Below are 24,833 nucleotides of genomic sequence, written 5' to 3'. Positions count from 1 at the left end.
CATCAGAGCACCTCCTTCGGCTCGCTCCGCCGGTCGGACGCATACGAGCTACGACGCCGGATCTCCGCTTCTGCCAGCCGCTTTCGTTCCTCGAGGTTCTCGTCGAGCGACTGGAACACCACCCCGTCAGGGACGGCCGGGGTGCGTCGCAGGTGCGACCACAGCGGCAGACTCATCACACCGACCACGACCGCGGAGCCCAACAGCAGCAGCGCCTCCGGTGCGGTGTCGGCAGCCAGGGCCGTCGCCAACGGCAGGATCACCGCGATGGCGCTGACGGCGCAGGCGATTCCGCGGTGGAAGCGCGCGGCCTCCGACGCCGGCCAACTGTCGATCGCGCGGCTCACCTCGCGACCGTCGTGCGACGAGGTACAGGTGTGCTTGACCGGGCAGGCGTTGCAGATCGACGGGGTCCCCCGGTAACGCATGACCCGGTTGTCGGGGTCAAAGGACGTGGGCCACAACCACTGATCCTCCGGACACTGCCAGGCATCGTGGTCTTCGTGGTAGACAAACGCGCCCGTGCGGTGCCCCTCGACCTTGGCCGCGGCGCGGCGGGCGAACGTGTCGATGCCGTAGGCGATGGCGACGAGAACCACCGCGTAGCCGATCGTCAGCCACGCGGCGATCCCGATGCCGGCGATCACGGACCCTCACCGCTTTCGTCGGGCGTCACCCGTCGGTCCGAGGCATAACGGCTGCGTCCCGGTACCGCCATTCCCGTGCGGTCCTCCTCGGCGTGGGCGTGTTCCTCCACGAACAACGTCTCGGCGGGCAGCGTGTGCGTGGTCGCCTTGATGCCGTATCGCACACCGAGCCAAGCGATCCAGAGGAACGGCAGGACACCGCCGAGGATGAACAGGAAGTCACCGGGCATGCGCAGCCACTCGAGCACGACGTTGCCCGACTGGGTGATGTAGTTCAACGTGCGGGCCTCGTAGTAGCCGTCGTTCACCGAGTGCCACAGCTGAAGAACGCCGAGCGGCAGCAGCGTGGCGAACACCATCCACGCCAGCCCGATGTTGAGCGACCAGAACGACAGCTTCGCCAGCTTCTCCGGCCAGCGTTGCGGCGGGATGATGTAGCGCAGCGCGAACAGCGCCAACCCGACGGCGAGCATGCCGTAGACGCCCATCATCGCGCCGTGCGCGTGGTTGGCTGTGAGCGCGGTGCCGATCTGGTAGTACGACACGATCGGCAGGTTGATCAGGAAGCCGAAAATGCCTGCGCCGACGAAGTTCCAGAAGCCGACGGCGACCAGGAACATCACTGCCCACCGGTGCGGGAACGGCGCGCTGCTGCGCGACTGCTGCCGCGAACCCAGCTGCAGGAATGTCCACGCCTCGACGGTCAGGAACGTCAGCGGGATGACCTCCAGCGCGGAGAAGAACGCGCCAAGAGCCATGTGCTCCACCGGAGTTCCGGAGAAGTACAGGTGGTGCATCGTGCCGATCACACCGCCCATCGAGTACAGGATGACGTCGAGGAAGATCAGCTGGATCGCGATCTTGCGTCGTACCACGCCCAGCATCACGAAGATGTAGGCGACCATGACCGTGGTGAACAGCTCGAGGAAGTCCTCGACCCACAGGTGCACCACCCAGAACCGCCAGAATTCGGCGACGGTCAGATGGGTTTCGGTACCGGCGAGCATGCCGACGGCGTAGAACGCCGGGATGGCCAGACCGGCGTAGAAGAACAGCCACGGCATGTTCAGCTTGCTCTCGGTCTTCAGCCGCGAGCGGATCGCGCGGAAGATGATCGCCATCCACAGGAACAGCCCGATCACGAGCAGCGCTTGCCAGAAGCGCGGCAGGTCAAGGTATTCCCACTGCTGGTCGAAGAAGATCGAGCCCTTGGCCCAGTCGACGCCGAAGGTGCTCAGCGCGGTGCCGATCAGGGTGCCGGCGACGACGACGAACAACGCGCCGAGCAGCCCGTAGGTCAGCCAGGACTGGCGGCGGGGTTCGCGGCCGGAGATGATCGGCGCCAGGAAGATTCCCGCGGCGAGGAAGGACGCCGCTGTCCACAGCAACGACAGCTGGACGTGCCAGGTCCGCGCCAGGTTGAACGGCAGAATCTGGGCCAGGTCCAGACCGAAGAAGTTGCTCAGCTCGGCGCGGTAGTGCTCGATCGCGCCGCCCAGTATCGCCTGGCCGAGGAAGAGCACCGCGACGACGAGGAAGAACCACGCGGTTGCCTTCTGCGACGGGGTGATCGCGACCTCACCGGGCTGGCGGAACTTCAGCGACGGGGTTTCGGTTGCGTGCCAACCGATCTTGCGGCTCCACCGGCCGTAGAGGGCGAACAGCGCGCCGAGCCCGGCGAGCAGCGCGATCAGCGACATCGCCGACCAGACCAGGATGTCGGCCGTGGGCGTGTTGTTGACGCGTTGTTCGGGCGGCCAGTTGTTGGTGTAGGAGTAGGAGTGGCCGTCACGTTGGGCCGCACTGGCCCAGGCCGTCCAGCTGAAAAACGCTGTCAGCTCCTTGATTTCCTGCGGGTCGGTGATGACCTGCGGGATGAGGCCGTACTCGGTGGAGTCGGTGCCGAAGAAGTCGGCGTAGTAGTCGCGGATCTTCTCGAAGGCGCTCACCTGCTCGGCGGTGAACTGCAGCGTTCCGGTGGCCTCGTCGTAGCGGTTGGTCCGCATCATCTCGACGACGGCGGCGGTCGGATCCTGCACTCCCGCGTCGCGCAGCTCCTGGCCGACATGGTCGGCCGACAGGCGAAGGTATTCGGCGGTGTAGTCGGGTCCGAGATAGCCGCCGTGGCCCATCACCGACCCGTACTGCTGCAACCCGCGGCGCAGGAAGATCTGCTGTCCGGCAGTGATGTCCTGCGCGGTGTAGAGCGTCTGGCCGTCGGGTCCGACGACGCGCTGCGGCTGCGGCATCGAGTCGGAGTAGGTCCGGGCGGCCAGCATGCCCATGATCAGGAAGCCGAACACCATGACCAGGGCGACGCCCTGGACCCAGCCTTTGGAGATGGCGAGTTCCGCCTTGCTCGGCGCGGGCTCCAAGAACTGGTCTGTCACGGCTATCCCTTCCGACGACATCGGATTCACGATCGCAGCGTGTAGCCAAGGTAACGAAAGGCACCGCGAAAGTGGTGGAGGTTCCGAGAGTTCGCGTCGACCTTGGCGGTTGTTAAGCAAAGGCTAGCCAAAGTTGGCGTGGCAGACCGGTGGTCGGGCTAGGGTGCGACTGTGCACGTCGACGTGATGACGACCCCGCAACCGCTTCAGGACATCGGCGAGTTGGCCCGACGGACGCAGACGGCCGGCTTCTCCGGGTTGCTGTTCACCGAGACCGGCCGCACGCCGTACTTGAATGCGGCGGTGGCGGCGCAGGCCGCGCCGGGGCTGGAGTTGTCGACGGGTGTCGCGGTGGCGTTTCCGCGCAGCCCGTTCGTCACGGCGGCGACGGCGTGGGAGTTGCAGGAGGCGACCGGCGGCCGTTTTCGTCTGGGGTTGGGTACGCAGGTCCGCACGCACGTGGTGCGGCGCTACGGGATGGAGTTCGAGCGACCGGGCCCGCGGCTGCGGGACTACGTGCTGGCGGTGAAGGCGTGCTTCCATGCGTTCCGGACGGGCAAGCTCGAGCATCGCGGCGACTTCTACAGCCTGGACTTCATCACGCCGCAGTGGAGCGCGGGACCGATCGACGCGCCTGATCCGAAAGTGGATGTGGCGGCCGTGAACCCGTGGATGCTGCGGATGGCCGGCGAAGTGGCCGACGGAATCCACGTGCATCCGCTCGGCGAGCCGGGATACATCGGGCGGCATGTGCTGCCGAATCTGGCGCAGGGCGCGGCGAAGTCGGGACGCTCGGCCGATGACATCGCGGTGATCGTGCCGGTGATGACGATCGTCGGCGACACCGACGCGGAACGCGATCGTGAGCGGGAGCTGGTGCGCACGAGCATGAGCTTCTACGGCAGCACGCCGAACTACGCGTTCATCTGGGACGAGGCGGGGTTTGAGGGTACGACGGCGCGGATCCGGGAGAAGCAGAAGGCCGGCGACTACAAGGGCATGGCCGAGCAGATCACCGACGAGCACATCGCGGTGTTCGCCACGGAGTCGACGTGGGACGGTTTGGCGGACGCGTTGATCTCACGGTACGGCGGGGTGGCATCACGCGTGGTGCTCTACAACGCGCTGGCCGATCCGGCGCGGTTCGAGCCTTACGGCGAGGTGGCGCAGCGCATTCGGGCGCGATAAGTGGGGCGGCCACCGGACTCGCCTTGGCTGGGTCACCATTGGCTGCCACATTCGGTGCAGGTCCAGTTGTCCTTTCGACGGGTGCAGCCGCGGTAGTCGTCCCACGGCGGGAAGTCCAGATGGAAGACCTGTCCGAACTGTGCGCTTTGCGTGCTTGGGCGCCGCAGTACGGACACCGCGGATGCTGGGAGAACAGGTAGTCGATCAGGCTTGTGAAGCCGCCGTCGCGCATGGCGGTGTCGCAGCGCAGGCACAGTACGCCGGGCCAATCGGCGGGAAGTTCTGGCAGCCAACACTTGTCGGGTATCGGGCCGTAGAAATAGCTGGGCACGTTGGTGGCTTCCATGATCACCGGCTGAGGTTGCGGCCGCTCGGGAAAGTCGACCGTGCGGATGCGGAAGGCGTCGCGGGCACGCTCGCCGAGCAGGTCGAGGACGGCTCCGCATCCGGTGCACCGGCCGCAGGAGTGAAGGAGGGTGGCCGCCGTGGCCATCGTCGAATGGCCGAACCGCGTCGAACGCTTGCCGTCGGCGTCGCAGTCGGTCAGCGCGAGGACCATGCGCGTGGCCGCGTCGCCGCGAAGCTGCCACACCTTGCGAGGGTCCTCGTCGCCGGCGAACCTGACCACCCGCGCCAGGGTGCCGAGGTCCACCAGACCGGGGCTCGGTAGGCCCCAGGTGATCTCGGCCCGGTCGAAGCGGCCGTCGGGACCGATGCGGCCGAGTCGCGTCATGACCGACGGCGGATCGGTGTTCAAAACGATGGCCACCGGGTCGCCGATGTGGGCTTCACCGAAGCCGTAGCGCCACGGCCGGTACGACGAGCGATCCTCCAGCAGAGTGATCACCGCGTCCTTCCAGTCGGCTCCCTCGACGATGTGAAGACGTTCGATTACAGTTTGCGTCACTACACCATTATTCCAGGTGCATATGACAATTCACTGATTCAGGCGTTTGCTGACCGGGTCACCAGAGGACGGCGATGGCTGCAGCGGCGAACGACAGGACGCCGATCGACCAGAACATCGGGCGCGGTATGGGGTTGCCGGTGCGCTTCTGGCGAGCGCTGCCCATGCCGAGGACCCCGCCCAGGATCACGAGGATGACGAGCTTGATCCCGATCTTCGGATAGTTGAGTTCGATCCCGGCGGGCCACGGCGCGGCGAGCGCGAGGCCGGTGAGCAGCGAGAGCAGAAGGCCATAGTCCATGGCGCGGGTGGTGCGGAAGCGCCGGGCCAGGGCCTCGGCGGCCCAGCCGCCGAACGTGATCGCGAAGCCGACGATGTGCAGCAGTACAACTACGTTGCGTAGTAGTTCCATGGGATGAGCTTAACGCCTCCCCCGGAGATTTCCGGGGCCGAAATTGCTGCGTTGGCGGCCCCTCGGGCGGTGTTAGTGTGCGGCTGACGCTGGAAAAAGGGGGCATGGTGTCTGACTCGAACGAGCCGCTGAAGGTCGATCCGACCGAGCTGCGCATGGCCGCAGACCGGCTCGACGGCCAGGCCAGCGGGTTTCAATCAGCGCACCAGGCGGCACATTCACGAGCGGGGAACACCGCTCTCGGATCGGGGTCGGCGGCCGCCGCGTTGCCAAAGATGCTGGCGGCGTGGGAGGCCGACGGCGCACGGTTCGCCGGCGATTTCGCCAAACACGCGCAGGGACACCGCGAGGCGGCAGACAGTTACGTGCGCACCGACGCCGGCGGCGCCGAGGCGGTAGAAGACGCCGGCTCTGCGATGTGAGGTGCGGGCATGGCGCTGAGCCTTGGGGAGCTCAAACAGTGGCCTCCCGAGATCGCCGACGTGGCCCAGGCAGCACGCGAGGCCGCGGACAATCACACCGGCTCGGCTGAGTTCTATCGTTCGCTGATCACGGTGTCGACCTGGGAGGGTCAGGGCGCAGAGGCGGCCAAGTCGGCGATGACGGCCACGGCCGCAGACCACGAAGCGGTGGCCGACAATCTCGGCGCGGCGGCCCAGAGGATGGAGAACGTCCACCGCGACGCGGAGGCCCTCGCCGAGACCATCAAGGGCATCCTCGACGATGCCGCCGCCCAACCGGCAGTGGGCATCGATGAGTCCACCAATCAGGTGATCCCGCCCGATACCAGCCACATGACCGAGGAGTACGCCGCACAAGTGGCGGCCAAGGTCACCGACCTCAGGGAGCGCATCGCGGATGCGCTCGCCGACGGCGAGCGCATCGACACCGAATTGGCGGGTGCGATCACCGCGGCCAGCGGTGAACGGGTGGTGAAGACGGCGGGGTCGCTGGAGGACATGCTGCTGCCTGCCACTGGCGGGCGGCGTGACGAACCGAAGCCGGACGAGCAGTCGTCAACGCCGAAGAATCTCGATGAAGCACTGGACCGGATCGCCGAACCTGGCCAACCAGCGCAGCCGGTGCGGTTGGACCCGGCCGCGGTCGAGCAGTTCAAGGACCTCGCGCGCGAAACGATGTTGCACAGCGGGGTTCCGCCCGAGCAGATCGAACAGCGGCTCGACGCGATGGTCGCCGCAGCGCACAAACCGCTTGCCCCAGTCAAGACGCCCGAACGCGATGCAATGCCGAAACCCAGCTTCGAGGACGGCTTCGCCGACGGCTGGTTCGGCACCGAAGAGAGCATCAAGAATCTCATCGGGGCCAACGGGTTGGAGGACTTGAAAGAGTCGTGGACCGACTTGGCCAAGGGCACCTGGGAACGGGTGACGAACCCGATCGACTCGATGAAGGAGGATATCGAGCACCTGACGAAATACCCCGAGCACTATTTCGGTGAGGTCGCCGGCAGTACGGCCCTCACCGCGCCGAGCGCGATGTTCGGCGGCGAAGCTGCCCTCGGAGCGCGCGCTGCGATCCCCGATGACGTTATCGACATGCCAAGTCACACAGGCACAGTCGAGCACTCGACTCCGCTTGCTGATCTTCCGAGCCACACCGAGGCGCCATTGGCGACCGGTCATCCGCCACTGCCGCTGGGCGACGCGGGTTACTCACCCGATGCGCCCCTTGTTGCCTCGAACCTGAACGAAGCGTTCGTGAACGGAAGCCCGACGACAGATCTCGCTCGCGAGGTCGCGCAACTATCCACCCACCGATTCGGCGACGTAGATCGCGTCGTTCTTGGCAAATGGGATGGTCTTGACGGTGGATACATCGGCGAGGCTCGCGCTAATGGCGGGATCTATTACGACACGGGACCAGACACCTGGAACGCAATCGGCGACGGCCTCAGCAAGCCTGACGCAAACGCGGTCGGATGGCTCGTCAACGAGCAGTTCCTCAAGACCCAGATGGAAAGCGGTGTTGCCCGTATCGACTACATAGTCGAGGGCACGCGTTTTTCCTCAGTGGATGACGTTGTCCGAACCGACCCAGATTCGTTCTCCGCAATGGAGATAAAGTATTTGGTGCAGAATGCGCCATCATATGGATACGAGCGAGTTGGTAATTCATGGGTGAAAAAGGAAGGCTGACATAGATGGCCGACGACTTCTCAGATCAAGTGCAGTCTATTGTCGGGCCTCTTTTGTCCGAACTCGGCTTCAGACTCGATGGCGTTGACCTCAACGTTGACGAAGGCGGCAGGCTAGGCGCTGTTGTTTACTACCGGTCGGCAGACTGCAAGATACAGGTCTACCAATCCGCACGCGAGGGCAGTACAAATTGCATGATCGCGCCACTCGATGCGCCTAACGTATTCGGACCTCATGACAGGTCACTCAGCTGGCAGTACTTGACGAAATTCGTCCCCTTGCCGGATACGCCTCTCGAGGAGTTGGTTGAGTCGGTCAGCTTCAAGCCAAAGACGACAGCCGAGCAATTGCGTTGGGTTCGCGACATCATCGGCGAACACTTCGAAGCCGCGCGCGCCGGCATCCTCGGGCGGTGACTCAAGGCTTCCTACAAGGGGATTCGCGGACGTCGGATGACCTTGGCTGAAGGCGTCAACGACATCATCAGCAGGTTCAGCGTCCTTCATCCCGAACTGTCCCCCGAGGCTCTCGACCAGATTGGTCGATGCGTCGGATGGCAACTTCGCTGACTACTGACCCGCGTTGACTGTCCCAGGAGGGGAGCCTGGGCAGTCAGTATCTCGGGATACATTGACTCAGCCCGCGAGAGTCAATCGCCAATCTCGGCTGCCGAGAATGTAATTGACGGCCCAGCGGGGTTGATGACGATTCCTCCGTGTCGGTTCTTGCGGATCATGTCCAGCACCCGGAGCGTGGTGAATGAGCCCGGGCCATCGAACGCGTTGTGCGCGGCGACCTCGGGAGCGCTGGTGAAAGCGACCAGGGCGGTTGAGCCATCACTCAAAGTCATTGATCGGAGCAAAGTTTTGCCCGGTACGGAGTTCCCGTCGGCTCCCAGCAGTAACGGCCCCTCCGTCAGCAGAACTTCCAGAACGTCCTGCCTGTCGGCGTCTCCGGCATCGAATGCGGCGAGCGCCGCTTTCAACGGCTCGTTGCTCGGGTTGCCCAGCGCGAAATCGATGTCCGCCGCCGACAGCGCACAGGTCGGACCTGCAGGATCTATATAGAGCCAAGCATCCCGACGGCTCCGAGCGAAACTCAGCGCGCCAGTCGCCGGCGTGGCCATCGACTGAATGCGGGTGTCCGAATCGTAGAGGCGCGCAATCTCCTCCTGCCGGGTGAACACATAGAGTGCTCGGCCGCCATCGGGTCCCGCACCGCCGCGGAATTGCAGATGCGCTCCGGCGGCGAAAGTACCGTCCTCGGGCTCGTCGGACCCGGTGACGTCGAAAAGCAGTTCGCCGTACATGCACGACCGCAGCACATCGAGGACACCTCGCTGGTCAGGCTTCGCCCCGAACGCCTCAACCGCTCGACGAACCGTCGCGTTGTCGACGAGAGTCATGCGCCTCCGATCACGGTGAAGAACCTCCGTACGCATGAAATCACTCGGGCGCCGCAGGTACACACCGATCGATCAAGCGGGTTGGCACTCACGGACGACACCTGTCGCACCCACCATTCAGATGACGAGTCTTACGGCTTCTGGGTCAACGCCCCGGCGGAAGTTCCCGTGGGCCGCGACGTTCGTTCAGCTCACGCGTGCCACCCGCGCTCAACTCAGGGCGGCCCTCACCCCTCGTCACGGCCGACGACGTGTGTTCCGCGCCCACGCCTACCTGGCCGTAATCGTGACGACGGTCGTCGCCTCGGACGGTAGACACTGGCCGCACCTCACCCGTCGGATCCGAAACACGTTCTCTCGCATCGACTTCGCCCTCCTCGACGTGCGTCGTCACCTTGCGCGTGCGTCGCATCGAGAAGTGGATCTCCTCGGTCTCCTCGAGGACCTGCCGTGCGCTCCGCAACGGTCTTGTGGTGGTGTCGATCGCGTTGACGATGATCGGCGGCACCAGTGGACGTATCCAGCGCGCGGCGGCACGCGTGACATCCGGGATGCCCGGGATCAGCGGACGTCCGGACTCCTTGGCGGGCTCTACCGCGCGGTCTTCCTCGACGGGTGCGGGCAGGTTCTCCGCCACCTTCACATCAGGCGCCGGCGCCTCGGCCGCAACGAGGCTCGCCGCCTCGGCCTCCGCAGCTATCGGCAGGTACACATCCTCGGGCTCCGAAATACGTTCCGCACGTGTGGGAATCGCGGTGTCGACCGCTTCTATCACTCGGCGGCGCTGCTGCTCGCGATCGATCTCCAGCTGCGCCTCGACAGCCATGCGGGCGCTCGCCAGCTGCTGCTCGGCCCACATGGTGTCGATGGCCGCACGCACCTCGGCCCGCTTCACCGCGACCGCCGTGTCGGCCTCCAGCTCGGCGCGATCCCGCGCGACGTCGGCGGCGATCCCGCGATCCTGCGACGTCTCACCGCGCCACCGCCGAAGAATCAACGGCAGGAGGCTCAGCAGGACGAAGAAGCCGTCGACAAGGATCCGCAACACCAGCGCCCCCGGGTTCGCCAGCGTGTGGTCGTTCATCGCGACCCACTGCGCGCCGAGTCCCCGATCCGCATCTGTCGTCGCGGCCTGCCGGGCTTGCGCCAGCGCCTGCTCGGCGTCGGCGATCTGCGCATCGAGCGCAGGCGCGCGAAGATCGCGGTCGGCCAGCGCGGCGTCGAGGCTCCCCTGGGCGTCGGCGAGGAAGTCGTTTGCCGTCCGGTTCTCGGGCCCGGCGCCCGGCACGCCGGTGATGACGGTCTGCGGGCACTCGGGCCGGGGATTGAACTCGCAGCGCGCCACCACCAGCGCGTCCTGCCGGCGCTGCACGGCCCGCTCGACAGCGGCGTCGAGCTCGCTGCGCGCGGCCCGGCTGCGGTCCACGTCGGCTGCGGCCTGCGCGACAGCCGGGCTGGAATCGGCGGCCCGCGCCGCCCGCTCGTCGAGCAGCCGATCGACCGATCCGGAGAACACGACTACGGCGGCAAGCTCACCGATCACAAGCCCGACCGCGACCGCGACGGCAGCGCGTCCCGCGACACCAGAGCCACGTACGGGCCGCGCGGCGATCGCCCGGCTCAGGGCACCGATCAGCAGCCCGAACACCGAGGTCACCGCGATGACGGTCGCCAACGGCCAGGATGTCGACTGAGCCAGGGCGGAGGCGGCCACCAGCCATGCCAGCAGCGCCGTGACCAGCACCACCACACCGGCGCTGACCAAAGTGGACAGCTCGTGGCGGGCAGACACGTCGCGCGGCTCGCCGCCAGAGAGCCAGATGAGGCCCGACGCGGTCGGCGAGGCGCCAGTGCCGGCCTCAGAATTCCTGTGGACGCCCATGAAAACTCCAAACGTGCAGGTCAAGGCGTGACAGAGCGCTACCGACGGCCTTGTCGGCGATGTGCCAGGCGGAACCCCCCGCGGATCGCACCATCACGCCGTGCGAATGCGGGAATTCTCCCACAGCGGGGTGTCGGCCGTTCTCCGCGGACAGCGGGTCGCGCACGTATGGCCGTGTCACCGCACCGGCGCCGGCTCGTATGGTGACCGCATGAAGAAGGCGCGAATCGGCCGCATCGCCCAGCAGGTCGCGGCAATAGTTGTCACGGCAGTCACCGCGGCCTCGACGCTCAACGGCTACCGACCGCTGGTGCGCAAGGGCTACCCGTCGATTTTCTCGTTCGGGTTCGGTCTGGTGGTCAGCGAGTTCCCGCTCCAGACGCTGGCGAGCCAGCTCGGCGGGCTGGCGCTTACCGCTCGCCGGCTCACCCGGCCCGTGCGCGTGCTGTCTTGGGTGGTGGCCGCCGTCTCGGCAATCGGTCTGCTGAACTTCAACCGCGCCGGCCATAAAGCCGCTGCGCCGCTGACCGAGGCGTTGGACAGCGGCCTTGGTGCCGATCGCCGCAAGGATGCGACCGGCCTGTGGCGCCGGCCCGCCGGCGGTGGTACCGCCAAGACGCCGGGCGCTCTGCGGATGATGCGGATCTACCGCGACTACGCCCATGACGGCAACATCAGCTACGGCGAATTCAGCAGCGCCAACCAGCTCGACATCTGGCGGCGACCCGATCTCGACCGAAATGGTAAGGCGCCGGTCTTGTTCCAGATCCCGGGCGGCGCTTGGGTGACGGGAAACAAACGCGGACAAGCACATCCGTTGATGAGCCATCTCGCCGAGCTCGGGTGGATCTGCGTGGCGATCAACTACCGGCACAGCCCGCGCAACACGTGGCCCGACCACATCGTCGACGTCAAGCGCGCGCTGGCGTGGGTCAAGACGCACATCGCCGAGTACGGCGGTGACCCGGACTTCATCGCGATCACCGGCGGCTCGGCCGGTGGGCATCTGTCGTCGCTGGCGGCGCTGACGCCCAACGACCCGCGGTACCAGCCGGGCTTCGAAGACGTCGACACCCGGGTGCAGGCCGCGGTGCCGTTCTACGGTGTCTACGACTTCACCCGCTTCGACGACGCGATGCATCCCTCGATGCCCGAGCTGCTCGAGCAGATGGTCATCAAGCAGCCGCAGAAGTCGGCCTTCGAGACCTACTTCGAGGCCTCACCGGTGAACCACATCACCGCCGACGCGCCGCCGTTCTTCGTCCTGCACGGGACTAACGACTCGCTGGTGCCCGTCGAGCAGGCGCGGGCGTTCGTCACCAAGCTGCGGGATGTCAGCACCCAGCCGGTCGTGTACGCCGAATTGCCGTTCGCCCAGCACGCTTTCGACATGTTCGGGTCGGCGCGCGCCGCGCACGCGGCCGTCGCCGTCGAGCAGTTCCTCGCCGAGGTCTACGCGAACCGGCAGCAGGCGACGCAATCGAAAAACCTCCGCTCGTCGTGAGGCAGGTGCCGCCGCTATTGCCGTGACGAAACGGCCACGATTTTATGTGTCAAACAGGGCTGGGCCGGCGGTAGGCTCTCGAGCGTGGAGCCTGACAATCTTGAAGCCCGCGTGTCGGCGCTGGAAACCCAGGTGCGTGGGCTTGCGCAGCGGGTACAGGCGAGTGAGCAGGACGCCGCAGCGGCCCGTGTCCTCGCCGGCGCGGCCGACCGCGACGTCACCGAATTCCACACAGAGCTTCGCGACTTTCGTCGGGCCACTGTCTCCGGCTTCAACGCCTTGCGCGATGACATGACTGATTTGCGCAGCGAAATGCGCGGAAAACTCGAGGTAGCGGCCGCAGGCCAACAGCACATCGTTGACCTCTTGGAAAGGCTCATCGGCGATCAGGGCTGACGCTCGGCGAGCCGGCCAAACACGCCGTCTGCCATGCAACGTCTGATTGCTGGTTTGCGCCACGGAGCCAATACCATGGCTACCGCTATGACCGACACTGCTCTGACGGCTGCGCCGAGCGCCGACGCCGCGCCACCTGGCCGCATCTCCGCTGAGGCCGGCCGCCGCAGGACCTTCGCCGTCATCAGCCACCCCGACGCCGGCAAATCGACGTTGACCGAGGCGCTGGCGCTACACGCGCGGGCGATCACCGAGGCCGGCGCGGTACACGGCAAGGCGGGTCGGCGTGCGACCGTGTCGGACTGGATGGAGATGGAGAAGGCCAGGGGCATCTCGATCACCTCGACCGCGTTGCAGTTCCCGTACCGCGACTGCGTCATCAACCTGCTCGACACCCCCGGCCACGCCGACTTCTCCGAAGACACCTACCGGGTGCTGACGGCCGTCGACTCGGCGGTGATGCTCATCGACGCGGCCAAAGGTCTTGAGCCCCAGACCCTGAAGCTTTTTCAGGTGTGTAAGCACCGAGGGATTCCGATCATCACGGTGATCAACAAGTGGGACCGGCCCGGACGCCACGCCCTGGAATTGATGGACGAGATCCAGGAGCGAATCGGGTTGCGCCCCACGCCTTTGACGTGGCCGGTCGGTATCGCCGGCGATTTCAAGGGTGTGCTCGACCGACGGAGCGGAAACTTCATCCGGTTCACCCGCACCGCGGGCGGTGCCACCGCGGCCCCCGAGGAGCACATCGCAGCGGCCGATGCCCACGCTGCTGCCGGCGACGACTGGGACACCGCCGTCGAGGAGAGTGAACTGCTGTCGGCCGACGGCGCCGATTACGACCGCGAGCAGTTCCTCAGCGGCGAGGCCTCACCGGTGCTGTTCACGTCGGCGGCGTTGAACTTCGGCGTAAATCAGCTTCTCGACGTGCTGGTCGGACTCGCGCCGGCGCCCAGCGGAGCCGTCGACATCGAGGGCGCACGTCGCGCGGTCGAATCACCGTTCAGCGCCTTCGTTTTCAAGGTGCAAGCGGGCATGGATTCGGCACACCGCGACCGCATCGCGTACGCACGGGTGGTGTCGGGCACCTTCGAGCGTGGAGATGTCCTGACCCACGCGGCGACGGGCAAGCCGTTCGTGACGAAGTATGCGCAGTCGGTGTTCGGCCAGCAGCGCGCCACGCTGGACACCGCGTGGCCCGGTGATGTCATCGGCTTGGCGAACGCCGCCGCGCTGCGCCCGGGTGACACGCTGTATCGCGATGTGCCCGTGCAGTATCCGCCGATCCCGAGCTTCTCCCCCGAGCACTTCGCGGTAGCGCGCGGCACCGATCCGAGTAAGCACAAGCAGTTTCGCCGCGGGATCGAGCAACTCGAGCAAGAAGGCGTTGTGCAGGTGCTGCGCTCAGACCGTCGCGGCGATCAGGCGCCGGTGCTGGCTGCGGTCGGCCCCATGCAGTTCGAGGTGGCGGTGCACCGGATGGCGGCCGAGTTCAGCACCCCGATTGCGTTGGAGTCGCTGCCGTATCAAGTGGCGCGGGTCGTCGACCCCGCCGACGCCGAGTTCATGGACAAGCAGGTGTCGGCCGAAGTGCTCACCCGCAGCGACGGCATCATGCTCGTGCTGTTCTCCACCCCGTGGCGGCTCGACGGCTTCCAGCGCGACAACCCCGACATCAAGCTCGGGTCATTGGTCGCGGCGTAGGACGACGCGCCTAGGGCGCCGTATCAACCCGGCGGGTCGAACGTGACGACCTCGCCCCGATTGATCGACACCCAGTCCCTGGCCTCCAGATACGGGCGGAAGGTCTCGGTGATGGCCTGCTGGTCGGCGGGCGTTTTCGGCCGCTGCAGCTCGTAAAGGTGCGGGAACTCAGTCCAGGCGACGACGGAGTCCCACAGCCGCAGCGCCGCCTCCCCCGCCGGCGGGTCAATGAGCACCGGCCCGAACAGGCACTGCCCGTCGGGAAAGAACAGCGTCGGCACGCCGTAGCCGCCGGCGTCGACGACGCGCTGGTGGTCGGCCATCACCTCGTCGTTGGTGGTCGGGTCGGCGATGGCCTGGTCGACGAGCCCGGGTTCGAAGCCGAGTTCCTCCAAAAGGGCTCGGGCGACGGCCTTTTCGTGTGGTTTATGTCCTTCGACGTGGAGCGCTCGTGCTGCGCGTTCGTACCATGCGTCGAGGTCGGCCATCGACTGCCGGCGCAACAGCGCGCCGATGCGCATCATCGACCAGCCGTACGACCACTCGCGCTCCCACGGATGCTTCTTGCCGTCCTGGCGGTTGATTTCCTCGAGGCTGAAGAAGCGCCAGTTCACCTCCAGGCCGCTCAGAGCGCGCACCTCGCGGATCCACCGCGATGTCTGATATGCGAACGGGCACATGACGTCGAAGTGAAAATCAACGGCGACAGGACGATTAGTCACATCGGAACCTCGGATCTACGCGGCCAACGGTCGCCATCCTGCCAGCTGGACATGCCGGAGTCGACGGCCGCCGTCCCGTCCCGCGCGTCAGGCAGGCCGGCAGCGTGCGCCGTGAGTAACGGTGGGTTCAGGCCCGCACCGTCGGCCAGAGGAGGTCGAACAGTCGCTCTTCCCAGCCGTTCGCAATGCGGCCCGTGCGAGCGCGCTCGGCGATGACTGCGCCGACCACGGCGTCGATGAGGGTGGCGCTGTCGATGTCGGCGCGGAACGATCCGTCGGCCTTGGCCGCGTCGATCACTGATGTCAGTTCGGCCCGCTCCTTGGCCAGGATGCGGCGGAAGAGCTTGGTGAAGTCGGGGTCGTCGTCGGTGAGCATGGCGGCGAGACCGCCGAAGCCGATGCCGACCTCGATGGCCTTGACCGCCTCTGCGATGAGCCAGCGGAACCGATCCGGTGCCGGGGTCGATGCGGCGAGGGGTTCGGGAGAGGTCACCCGCGTCAGCGCGGCGGCAAGCATGTCGCGGCGGTCGCGATGTCGCCGGTAGATGGTGGTCTTGGCGATGCCGGAGCGCGCCGCCACCGCTTCGACGGTCACGGAGCTGGGCCCTTTGGTGCGCAGGAGCGCCAGGGTGGCCTCGGTGATGCCGTCGTCGACGTCGCGTCGCTGTGCCATCGCACCTCCTCTGGCCGGGAATATCTTCGGCTGCAAAAACGCTACACTAAGCGTAGCGCTACGATGCGCGTAGCGTTTCGTTGAAGCTTACGAGAGGTGCTTTTGATGTTGAAGGCGATAGGACGAATTCCACCGACTGCGGTTGGGTATGTGTCCCTGCTGCTGAGTTTCGCGGCGCTCGGGACGTTCGTTTACGCGCTGGCCGCGCAAAGTGCGGTGGCGGGGATCATCGGGGCCGGCATGGTCGTGTTGATGGTGGCGGCAGTGGCGGGCTTCCGCGTTGGTGCCCGCAAGCGCGCAGAATCCAACGACAGCGGTATCGAGATCCCCAGCGAGAACATCTGGGCGCGACCGCTGCGCCGCGAGCAGATCGACCACTATCTGTCGACCTACCGCGGTGCGCGCGACAACCACGAGCAGTTGTTGGACGCCGCCACGTCCATGCCCGCCGAGCCGACGAGGGAGCTCGAACGGCACGCCGCCTGACGCTTGGCACGCTGCGCCCGGGTGACACGCTGATCGCGATGCACCCGGGCAGTTCACATACCGAGCCTCGGTGCGAGACCTCCGGGGCGGTCCCAGAGGCGAAATTGGTGCGTCCCGGTGCGCCGTGGGCGTGTTAAGAATCTAGACACACCATCAATTCGAGGCGGGGTATGTCTGTGCTGGTCGATCCGGAGGTCCTGCGGGCCTTCGCCGCGCACGTCGATGTCATCACCGGTCGCATCACCGGTGCCGCGGTGGGCCCCACGACCAGTTCGGCGGCCGACGGATTGCCCGGGTCGACAACGCAGTGGGCGGCCCGGTCGGTCGGTGAACATTTCACCGAGGTGGCCGAGAACCTGGCGCAGGATGTAGCTCGGATGGGCAAGGCCGTGCGCGGTGCCGGGGACACTTTCGAGGTGACTGACGAAGCCTTGGCCGGCGAATTCGACGGGCTGTTCTGATCCGATGCTGCCCTCTCGCCCGACTCTCCAGAGTTGGAATCCAGAGTCGTTGACGACGTCGGCCGCGGCGATTACCACGGCAGCGCAGACAGTCGTCGATGGCGTGTCGGGTATCGACGACGCGTGCGAGCGGATGCCGGAAACGCGGGCATGGTCAGGCAACTCGCACGCCGCGGCGAGCACAATGTTCGGCCGAGCGGAGCGCCAAGCGTCGGCGTTCTCGGATTACGCCAAAGCGGTCTCAGCGGCGTTGAGTCGCGGTGCCGAGTCGCTCGGGAGCGCGCGTAAAGCGTTGTTGGCCAAGGCCGACGAACTCGACGCGGGCCCGTTGAACGTCAGCGATCAATGGGTCGTGCTGGTCGACCCCGTGTACATGTCTGAGGAGGCGATGGCCAAGCTGCAGGCGTTGGCTCTGCAGGAGCAGGCCATCGTCAACGCGATGCTGATCGCTGTCGGTGACGCCGACGACGCGACGGCGAACGCGGTGACGGCGGCAGGGAGCCAGTTCGGGTTCGTTGAGGCGGGATCGCCAACCGATCTGGGCGGCATCCTGCTACCCACGGCGCAGCGGCCCCCCGACGAGGTGGTCGACCCCCGAACACCCGTCGGCGCGGTGGCGCAGGAGGCGATTCGTTCCGCCGATCAGCAGCAGAATGTGCGGGAAGTCGTCGAGTCCACGAACGCGTACGGCGAGGATGTGACGACGGTGATCAAACAGGACGGCAGCAAGGCCGTCACCACCCGCATGGATCCGTTCGAGTGGCCCAGCAAGCAGAACTTCTACGAGCTCGAGGAGTTCGACAAGAACGGTGACTTTGTAGCGCGGACCAGTTCGTGGCATGACCTGTCCAACGACTGCGACTACACGTCGATCACTTTCGCCGACGGCTCGAACTGGACGATGTCGATGGCCCCCACCGGCCACCGACAGGCCGGCTTCACTACCGCAGACGGTCGGCACAGTGCGGTGCCCGTCGAGCTGATCGACAACATATCGACAGGTACCACAGCTGCCATGTCGGGCCTGGAGAAGCACATCGCGCGTGGCGGATCCTTGCCGATGGTCACCGCGGAAACGGCCGAAAATATCGGAAAGACAATGAAGTTCGGCGGACCGGCAGTGACAGTCGCGACAACGGTCTTTGACATGGTGATGGCTGAGTCGGACAAAGATCGGTGCATTGCACTGGTCGCCGGGGTGGCCGGCGGCGGTGGAGGCTGGGGCCTCGCTGAGTTCGGTGCGGCAGCTGGCGCAGCGACTGGTCCCCTGGCGGTAGGAGCCGTGCCGCTTCTTACCATTATCGGGGCCGTCGCCGGAACTGTAGGCGGCGTGGAAATGGGCAAGTTCATTGGTGAGGTCGTGTGTCCGTACTGAATCTTCCCGAACCCGCGAACTGGGCCAAGGTCAACCGACGCCTGTATTGGCTAGTCATCGGCGTATCGGCGGGCCTGCTCTATTTTGTCGTTCGCGGTATCTTGGCCGGCCTCCGAGGCAACTACTTGACGACCGTACTACTGATCGGCTTCGTCACTTTTCCAGTGTTGATGATGGCGGGCCTACTGCTGGCCGCCACAGGCAAGGCGCAGACCCGAACATCCCACGATCCAACGGGATTCACCGTCTGGCCGGACAAGCGGGTGGGCGTGCTGTACGTCGTGGGGCTGATTGTCATGGCCCCATCGGGTGCCCTTCTGGCGTTCTATCTGCCGCGAGGAGCAATCGATATCCCGATGTCCCGTGGGTTGCAGATCTTCTCACCACCGCTCTTTGCCCTAACAGCTTTGTTCTCCGTCATCGCTCTCGTCGCGTGGGTGCGGCGTGGCGGCATCGGCTACCTCAAGTTCACCCCGGCGATGGTCGAGATCGCCGACGTTCTGAAGACGAGGGTCTTGGAGTGGGACGACGTTGTCGATGTCAAGGACCACTCAGACACCAAGGACGGAAGGAAGGCCGGTAGGTCAGTGGTGCTGTGCTTGCGCGATGGCACCGAGGAAGTCATAGGCGGACTGAACTTGTACGTGCCGACCGGTGTGCCGCTCTATTGGATGGTGCGCCACTACTGGAAACATCCCGAGGATCGGATGGAGTTGGTGGATCGCCGTGCGACCGAGCGGTTTCGTGAGGGGCGATTCGCGCTCGATTGACGACCGAAGCGCTCGGTGGCGACAGGGCACGGTGCGCCGTTAGCCCTTCATCGCGTTCGTTTTAGGGCCCACCGGTAGGGACTCCGCGCACCGCCCGTCTCTGAGGACGTGACAGCTTCCCGGCCCGCCCCAGCCCGGCATAGGGTGGTCGCTGTGGCAGACACGCTCGACCCGATGCAAATCGTGGTCCGGATCCTGACCGAGAACGGCCCGCTGGGCAAGGACGTCATCGTGGCGCGCCTGAAAGACAACGGCGTGGCTGACGCTGGGGACGTCATTGATGAGTTGCTCGACGAAATGGCGAGCCCAGTAAGGCAATTGATCGACGAGCGCTGGACCTGGCTGCCAGCGGTGGTCGATGGACGGATGTTCACACACCGTGTCGACGCCGACGAGCTGGACCACGATTTCCTCCGGGTGTACCCGGACCTGGACTCCCTTACCGATCTTTGCGAGTACGTGGAATATCAGCGGTTCGCTGACGGCACAGCGGCGCACGTGGCAATGCCCGGCTACGACGATGATCTGCTCGAGGAGCGGCACATTCCGCTGGACGTAATTGACGAGCCCGGAGTGCTGCTGCTCGCGCCGGGCACGCTGGGAAGGCTGGGCGTGCGCGAGGGCGAGATGGTCGGGTTGCGACTGGAGTCGCAGGGGCTGGTGGTCGAGCGCATCGCCGCGACCGCGCAGGTATCGACTGTCGGTGCGCGGCTCAAGGCTCTCGTCGACGACGCCGACGAGCCGGTGTCCCTCCAAGAGGCGGTGTGGACGGAGTTGGTCGAAGATCCGAGCGCATTCACCGAGCCGCTCTCGCCGCTGGGTGAAATCATCGAGGAGAGCGGCCTCATCCATCAGACCGGTTTGCTGGCACCCGCCGAATTCGATTTCGATGCTTGGCGTTTCGAGCTGAACTGCAAGATGCTCGCCCGAGAGCATGACCTCGATCAGGACGACGCTTTCGCCCTCTACACGCTGATCAGAATCTTCGACCGGATGTCGATGGCGCTGGAGTCAGGCGAGGAATCCGTTCCTGAGTCGCTCTTCGCGCTGACGGCCGAGGTCGGGGGTGTGCTCGCCGATCCGCAGTTGGCGGCAGTATTCGCGGACAGGACGATCCGCGCAGGGCGCCGCGGCGCGGCCGCGCTGGGTCTGTTCGCCGAGACACTGGAGCCGAAGGTGCCTCGCGCCGCACGCGTCGCCTACCGGTGGCTGCGGGCCCTGGCGCTAGAGCAGCTCGGCGAAGTCGAGGCTGCCGAAAGCGAACTTCTGGCCGCCGAATCGATGGATCCCGACTGGCCGATGACGTTGTTGGAACTGGCGCGTTTCGCGTCCGATCGCGGCGACGCAGAACGTGGATTGTCGTTACTTCACCGTGCCGGTATCCCGCCCGATTATCACTTGGTCCAGTTACTGGAGCAGCACCGGGCCGAGGCACGCGCCGACATCGGCCGAAATGAGCCGTGCTGGTGCGGTTCTGGGCGCAAGTACAAGAAATGTCACCTCGGCCGCGAGGCGTTGCCGCTGCAGGATCGTGTCCGCTGGTTATTCGCGAAGGCCGCCCAGCACGTGTCGATGACTGACTGGGAGGAAGTACTTTTCGAGGTCGCCCTCGAACGCAGCCAATACTTCGAAGGTGATTCGCGCGAGGCCTTGGACGCGGCGATATCTGACTCGCTGGTAATGGACGCGGTGTTGTTCGAGGGCGGGGCGTTGGCCGACTTCCTCGATGTGCGTGGATTCCTGCTGCCCGAGGACGAGCGACTGCTCGCCGAGCAGTGGCTGCTGTCGGACCGGTCGGTCTTCGACGTCGAGCAGGTCCGCCCCGGCCAGGGTGTCACTGTGCGCGACGTGCGCACCGGCGACACCTACGACGTTCGGGAGCGCCAGGCCAGCCGCGGTCTGAAGCCTGGGCAGCTGATCTGCGCACGGGTGATTCCCGCGGGGGACACCATGCAATTCTCCGGATCGGTCGAACCCGTCGCACTGCACGAGAGAGACGCGTTGATCGAGCTACTCGACAACGAGCCCGACCCGGCCACGTTGGTGGAACAGTTGAGCCGACGGTTCGCGCCGCCGAGGCTGACCAACACCGAAGGCGAACCGACCATCCTCTGCGAGGCGACGGTGCGCGTCGGACCGGGGATCGAGGCAGCGCTCGACGAAAATTACGACCGGCCGGATGAGTCGCCGCTGTGGTTGGAACACGTTGTGACCCATGGCATGCGGCGGGTACGTGCCACGCTCGAGCTCGACGGGGACGCGTTGCGGGTCAGAACCAACAGCGAGCAGCGGATGGACCGAGTGCTGGCTGCCCTGGTGGCTCTTGACCCGGAAGTGGAGGTGCTCGACGACGCCCGCGTCTCCGTGCCCACCGTCCGCGAGGCCACCGCACTTGCCGAGCGGATGCCGCAGACCGGCGAGGGCATGCTGGACCCAGCCGATCCGCAAGTGAGCGCGGCGCTCACCGAGTTCATCCGGGAGTACGAGACCAAGTGGCTCGACGAGCCGATCCCCGCCCTGGACGGTCACACGCCGCGGCAGGCCGCCGATGATCCGACGCGGCGAGACGACTTGATCAGGTTGCTAAACACCTTTCCCGTCGGCGAAGCCGCGCGCGGGGGCATGGACAGCGACCGGTTACGGGCCGCGCTCGGCTTGATTCAACCCGGGTGACGTCTCCTGCCATGGAGCCGCGCCCACTCGATCAGCGGCCTCCTTCACTCCCGCGGCTGAGACCGTCGCGAGATAGTGCCCTTTCACTGCCGGCTCCCCTACCGCGACGAACTCATCAACGGGCCGGCCCCTTAAGCGTCTCGACGTCAGCCGCCTCAGCGGCGCGCCTCGCAGTGCGGGCCGACCAGCTCGGGCCGTCACCCAGAGTCGTTGTCAGACATGGACTATCGTCAGGCCCGCCACACCCTCTAGGACATCGAAGTCCTCGTCTTGCGTGACTACCGGCAGCTGCCTGGCGGCGGCGATTGCAGCGATCCATAGGTCATTGATCCGGACCCGTCGGCCCGCCTCGGCCACGTGCACGCGTAACAGCGCCCAAAGTCGAGCCGCCTCTTCGTCGACCGGAAACGCGGTCATATCTGCGACCGCATCCAGCGTACGAAGGCGACGCGCCCGGATCTCCGAGGTCCGCGCCGCGAGGACACCTGCATTCCGTTCGGCGAGAGTCACCACCGTCGTGGCCAGCTGCTCCGGAATCAGTGACGTCTCCAGTTGCCGCCCGTTCTTATCGGCGATGAAGACCGAGGCATCGAGGATACCGGCCACGGGCCGATCGGTCGTCACAACTCGTCGAGGTCCTCGGTAGTTTCACCGGCGAGCTCTGCGAGGTCATCACGCAAACCGGGGTCCGCCTGACTGGCATGGAGCCGCTTGACCAATTCTGCCTTCGACACCCACCGCCGACGTTTCGGCTCGACAGCGGTGATCACCGCGACGGCTCGTCCATTCACCGTGATCGTCACCTCTTCGCCTGCTTGAACGCGACGAAGCACGCCGGCCGTGTCGTTTCGCAGTTCGCGGGAGGCCACCGTGGACATGCTATGAGCGTAGCTTTATGTAGCACATAGATGTCCCGACCGAGTAAGACGCCGACAGGTCCTCCACAGTGGTCATGCGGTCGCTTCCCAGTCGTAACGGCTGTCGAGCAACGCCGTCACGCTTCTTGACTGCCAAGCGCGACCGTCAGGAGCGCGTTGACCCGACGAATTCAGCACCCGCGCGGCCGCTGCGCGAGTCACTCCGCAACCCTCTACCAGCCAACACACATAGCCGAGGAGGGCCTGGCGGCGCTCGGACCACGGCAACCCCGCCTGGGGAAGTGTTGGTGGCCAATCATTTTCGTGCGAGCCCACTGGCATGGCAGTCGCAGCCTGCGCGACGACCCTCTCGAGGCTGTCCACCCCGGCCGCGGCCAGCGCCGCCCGATCGAGAGCGTCGACGGCCTGCACCTCGCACCGCAACGCGTGGTCGATTTCGTTTATGCCACCCGCGTCTGGGACGGGCCAGAAATCGTGGCCCACCAGCAGGTCGAGTCCATGGCGTTGCAGCACCAGGCTCAACCGACGGTAATGCTGCTCGCGTCCGAGGTCCGCGAGCGGATCAGGCATCCATATCGGCAGCCGGGTCGCGATCGCCCGGGCTACCGCTGCGACGACGGCTTCGACCTCGGTCAAGTGGTCGTGCGAGGCGGGCGCGCCTGAGGCGAAAGCAAACATCGCGGCGATCGTGGCTGAACGCGGCTCGGCGCGAGCCGTCAATTGTTCACAGCGGCGGACGGTTTCGTCGTCGCCGAGCACGATGACCGGTGGTGCGGTCGCGTTGTTGGGTCGAATCAAGGCCAGCTCCCCTCGGCAGGCGAGACACCGGGCCGGGCTGAGGCGGGGCGTCTTCGAAGTTGATTCGACGGTATCGGCACCTGCCGACAATTCTGTGCGCCCGCGACGAAGTCGCGAAGTCCCGCCCCGAGGAATGGGAAGACGCCGCGGGAAAGGTTTGAGAACACGCGCGTCGCCGACACCCGCCTGTACAACGCCTGCGAGTGCGGGACAGGTCTATGGCGTGGTCAGGACACCGCCGCGCCGAGTTCTGCGTAGACGGCGGCTTCGAAGCCGAGGATCGTCTCGACCATCTTGGCGTCGAAGAACGGCAGCAACTGCGTGGCGATGACGGCGCCGATCCCCGCCTTGCGGTCGATCCAGAAGAAGCTGTTGAACAGTCCTGACCAGTCGGCCGAACCGGCGCTGCGCATCCCGGGTAGATCCGTCAGGTACAGGTGAAAGCCGAGGCCCCACCCCTGCGGCACGTCGAGCAGCTCGACCGGGTTGGCCAGCTCGGGGACCGTCGGTTCCATCTTCTTCGGTAGCGGCGCCCCGTCGAGATGGTCGCGCAGGGCGAGTTCCACGGTCTCCTGTTGGAGGATGCGGGTTCCGTCGAGTTCGCCGCCGTTGAGCCAGGCGCGTACGAATCGTCCGTAGTCGGCGATCGTGCCGTAGGAGCCGTGGCCGGCGGCGTCCCACTCGGGGTTGGCGGGCAGGTCGAGGTCGGTCGGTACGAGGCTGCCGTCCGGCGCGCGAAAACGGATGGGCAGCAAGCGAGAACGCTGCTCGCCGCTCGGGGCGAATGTCGAGTCGGTCATCCCGAGTGGTTCGTAGACGTGCTCGGCGAGGTAGTCGGCGAGCGTCTGGCCGCTCACGGCCTCGACGACCACGCCGAGCCAGTCGGTGCTGACGCCGTACTCCCAGACCGTGCCGGGATCGTTGACCAGCGGCGCGTGGATGCCCTGCTTGAGTCCGTCGAGCGGGGTGGGAAAGCCTTGCTCGGTGCAGAAGGTGAAGAGCTTTTGGTTCATGAAGTGGTAGCCGCAGCCGGCCGTGTGGTTCATCAGCTGGCGGACGGTTGCCTGCGTCTTGGGCGCGCGGAGGACGGGTTCCCCGCTCTCGAAACCGCCGAGCACTTTGAGCTCGCCAAATTCGGGCACGATCGAGGCGACGGGTGAGTCGAGGTCGACGCGTCCCTCTTCGACGAGCTGCAGCGCGGCGGTGGTGGCGACGGCCTTGGTCATGGATGCGTTGCGGAACATGCTGTCGGGCTTCGCATCTCCCGCAGCACTCTGGTAGAGGACGCCGTCGCGGCCAACCACTGTGGCCGCAACACCGTGTAGCGAGCCACCGGCGGTCACGCCGTTCAGCAGGTCGTCAATACGCTCAAACCCCATCTCAAGCTCCTTTGCCTGGCAGGA

General features: G+C 65.9%; 24 protein-coding genes. 13 read left to right on the top strand and 11 right to left on the bottom strand.

What is annotated here, in order from left to right:
• Positions 1-2 precede the first annotated feature (2 nt).
• Both AU072_RS20085 and AU072_RS20080 read right to left on the bottom strand, forming a co-directional pair.
• Complete coding sequence (locus AU072_RS20085; RefSeq protein WP_064400421.1) at positions 3-647, bottom strand: hypothetical protein; 645 nt, start codon at positions 645-647, stop codon at positions 3-5.
• Complete coding sequence (locus tag AU072_RS20080) at positions 644-3,037, bottom strand: nitric-oxide reductase large subunit (RefSeq protein WP_234787613.1); 2,394 nt, start codon at positions 3,035-3,037, stop codon at positions 644-646. Before AU072_RS20080 ends, AU072_RS20085 begins: the two co-directional genes overlap by 4 nt.
• A gap of 171 nt (positions 3,038-3,208) precedes the next feature.
• Between AU072_RS20080 and AU072_RS20075 the strand changes: the two genes are divergently transcribed.
• Together AU072_RS20075 and AU072_RS28365 are read left to right on the top strand one after the other, a co-directional pair.
• Complete coding sequence (locus AU072_RS20075) at positions 3,209-4,225, top strand: TIGR03617 family F420-dependent LLM class oxidoreductase (protein WP_064415425.1); 1,017 nt, start codon at positions 3,209-3,211, stop codon at positions 4,223-4,225.
• 485 nt (positions 4,226-4,710) lie between these two features.
• Positions 4,711-5,028 (top strand): hypothetical protein, encoded by a 318-nt coding sequence (locus AU072_RS28365; RefSeq protein WP_165596289.1) that lies wholly within the window; start codon positions 4,711-4,713, stop codon positions 5,026-5,028.
• Between the two features lie 162 nt (positions 5,029-5,190).
• Here AU072_RS28365 and AU072_RS20065 read toward each other — a convergent pair whose 3' ends face one another.
• Positions 5,191-5,544 (bottom strand): hypothetical protein, encoded by a 354-nt coding sequence (locus AU072_RS20065; RefSeq protein WP_064400417.1) that lies wholly within the window; start codon positions 5,542-5,544, stop codon positions 5,191-5,193.
• A gap of 77 nt (positions 5,545-5,621) precedes the next feature.
• On the opposite strand from AU072_RS20065, the gene AU072_RS20060 reads away from it, so the two are divergent.
• Genes AU072_RS20060 through AU072_RS20050 form a run of 3 tightly spaced genes read left to right on the top strand, consistent with a single transcriptional unit; the run spans position 5,622 to position 8,116 of the window.
• A complete protein-coding gene (locus AU072_RS20060) occupies positions 5,622-5,966 on the top strand; it encodes a type VII secretion target (protein ID WP_064416707.1) in 345 nt (114 codons plus the stop codon).
• Positions 5,967-5,975: 9 nt separating this feature from the next.
• The gene (locus AU072_RS28060; protein ID WP_064415422.1) at positions 5,976-7,700 is read left to right on the top strand and encodes a WXG100 family type VII secretion target; all 1,725 of its coding nucleotides are present in this window, start codon (positions 5,976-5,978) and stop codon (positions 7,698-7,700) included.
• Between the two features lie 5 nt (positions 7,701-7,705).
• Positions 7,706-8,116: a hypothetical protein gene (locus tag AU072_RS20050; protein WP_064400414.1), complete on the top strand. Its 411-nt coding sequence runs from the start codon at positions 7,706-7,708 to the stop codon at positions 8,114-8,116.
• A gap of 233 nt (positions 8,117-8,349) precedes the next feature.
• Here AU072_RS20050 and AU072_RS20045 read toward each other — a convergent pair whose 3' ends face one another.
• Both AU072_RS20045 and AU072_RS20040 read right to left on the bottom strand, forming a co-directional pair.
• Entirely contained in the window at positions 8,350-9,105 is a 756-nt protein-coding gene (locus AU072_RS20045; protein ID WP_064415421.1) for an SseB family protein, read from the bottom strand.
• Between the two features lie 145 nt (positions 9,106-9,250).
• Positions 9,251-10,987: a DUF4407 domain-containing protein gene (locus tag AU072_RS20040; RefSeq protein WP_064415420.1), complete on the bottom strand. Its 1,737-nt coding sequence runs from the start codon at positions 10,985-10,987 to the stop codon at positions 9,251-9,253.
• Between the two features lie 211 nt (positions 10,988-11,198).
• Here AU072_RS20040 and AU072_RS20035 point away from each other — a divergent pair, with 211 nt between their 5' ends.
• The 3 genes from AU072_RS20035 to AU072_RS20025 all read left to right on the top strand — a co-directional run bounded on the left by AU072_RS20035 (position 11,199) and on the right by AU072_RS20025 (position 14,594).
• Complete coding sequence (locus AU072_RS20035) at positions 11,199-12,491, top strand: alpha/beta hydrolase (protein WP_064415571.1); 1,293 nt, start codon at positions 11,199-11,201, stop codon at positions 12,489-12,491.
• Between the two features lie 84 nt (positions 12,492-12,575).
• On the top strand, positions 12,576-12,887 hold the full coding sequence (locus tag AU072_RS20030; protein WP_064345961.1) for a hypothetical protein: 312 nt from the start codon (positions 12,576-12,578) through the stop codon (positions 12,885-12,887).
• Positions 12,888-12,974: 87 nt separating this feature from the next.
• Complete coding sequence (locus AU072_RS20025) at positions 12,975-14,594, top strand: peptide chain release factor 3 (RefSeq protein WP_064415419.1); 1,620 nt, start codon at positions 12,975-12,977, stop codon at positions 14,592-14,594.
• Between the two features lie 23 nt (positions 14,595-14,617).
• Here the strand turns inward: AU072_RS20025 and AU072_RS20020 are convergent, their stop codons facing one another.
• Both AU072_RS20020 and AU072_RS20015 read right to left on the bottom strand, forming a co-directional pair.
• On the bottom strand, positions 14,618-15,316 hold the full coding sequence (locus AU072_RS20020) for a mycothiol-dependent nitroreductase Rv2466c family protein (RefSeq protein WP_064415418.1): 699 nt from the start codon (positions 15,314-15,316) through the stop codon (positions 14,618-14,620).
• 127 nt (positions 15,317-15,443) lie between these two features.
• Positions 15,444-15,989: a TetR/AcrR family transcriptional regulator gene (locus tag AU072_RS20015; protein ID WP_064415417.1), complete on the bottom strand. Its 546-nt coding sequence runs from the start codon at positions 15,987-15,989 to the stop codon at positions 15,444-15,446.
• A 150-nt stretch (positions 15,990-16,139) separates the two neighbouring features.
• On the opposite strand from AU072_RS20015, the gene AU072_RS20010 reads away from it, so the two are divergent.
• The 5 genes from AU072_RS20010 (at position 16,140) to AU072_RS19990 (ending at position 21,754) form a co-directional block, all read left to right on the top strand.
• Entirely contained in the window at positions 16,140-16,475 is a 336-nt protein-coding gene (locus AU072_RS20010) for a hypothetical protein (protein ID WP_328586837.1), read from the top strand.
• Positions 16,476-16,651: 176 nt separating this feature from the next.
• Positions 16,652-16,936: a type VII secretion target gene (locus AU072_RS20005; RefSeq protein WP_064415415.1), complete on the top strand. Its 285-nt coding sequence runs from the start codon at positions 16,652-16,654 to the stop codon at positions 16,934-16,936.
• 49 nt (positions 16,937-16,985) lie between these two features.
• On the top strand, positions 16,986-18,311 hold the full coding sequence (locus AU072_RS20000) for a hypothetical protein (RefSeq protein ID WP_235629846.1): 1,326 nt from the start codon (positions 16,986-16,988) through the stop codon (positions 18,309-18,311).
• Positions 18,299-19,081 (top strand): hypothetical protein, encoded by a 783-nt coding sequence (locus AU072_RS19995; protein ID WP_064415413.1) that lies wholly within the window; start codon positions 18,299-18,301, stop codon positions 19,079-19,081. The genes AU072_RS20000 and AU072_RS19995 overlap by 13 nt, the downstream gene beginning before the upstream one ends.
• 153 nt (positions 19,082-19,234) lie before the next feature.
• Entirely contained in the window at positions 19,235-21,754 is a 2,520-nt protein-coding gene (locus AU072_RS19990) for an SEC-C domain-containing protein (protein ID WP_082680768.1), read from the top strand.
• 213 nt (positions 21,755-21,967) lie between these two features.
• Here the strand turns inward: AU072_RS19990 and AU072_RS19985 are convergent, their stop codons facing one another.
• The 4 genes from AU072_RS19985 to AU072_RS19970 form a co-directional block, all read right to left on the bottom strand.
• Positions 21,968-22,378, bottom strand: a complete 411-nt coding sequence (locus tag AU072_RS19985; protein WP_120271078.1) for a PIN domain-containing protein — start codon at positions 22,376-22,378, stop codon at positions 21,968-21,970.
• Positions 22,375-22,632, bottom strand: a complete 258-nt coding sequence (locus tag AU072_RS19980; RefSeq protein ID WP_064415412.1) for a type II toxin-antitoxin system Phd/YefM family antitoxin — start codon at positions 22,630-22,632, stop codon at positions 22,375-22,377. Before AU072_RS19980 ends, AU072_RS19985 begins: the two co-directional genes overlap by 4 nt.
• Positions 22,633-22,704: 72 nt before the next feature.
• Positions 22,705-23,391 (bottom strand): hypothetical protein, encoded by a 687-nt coding sequence (locus tag AU072_RS19975; protein ID WP_133147305.1) that lies wholly within the window; start codon positions 23,389-23,391, stop codon positions 22,705-22,707.
• A 266-nt stretch (positions 23,392-23,657) separates the two neighbouring features.
• Positions 23,658-24,809, bottom strand: a complete 1,152-nt coding sequence (locus tag AU072_RS19970; protein ID WP_064415410.1) for a serine hydrolase domain-containing protein — start codon at positions 24,807-24,809, stop codon at positions 23,658-23,660.
• Positions 24,810-24,833 lie beyond the last annotated feature (24 nt).

Source organism: Mycolicibacterium novocastrense, from assembly GCF_001499835.1.
In the GTDB taxonomy this organism is placed as follows: domain Bacteria; phylum Actinomycetota; class Actinomycetes; order Mycobacteriales; family Mycobacteriaceae; genus Mycobacterium; species Mycobacterium novocastrense.
This window is presented reverse-complemented; position numbering and strand designations above follow the sequence as displayed.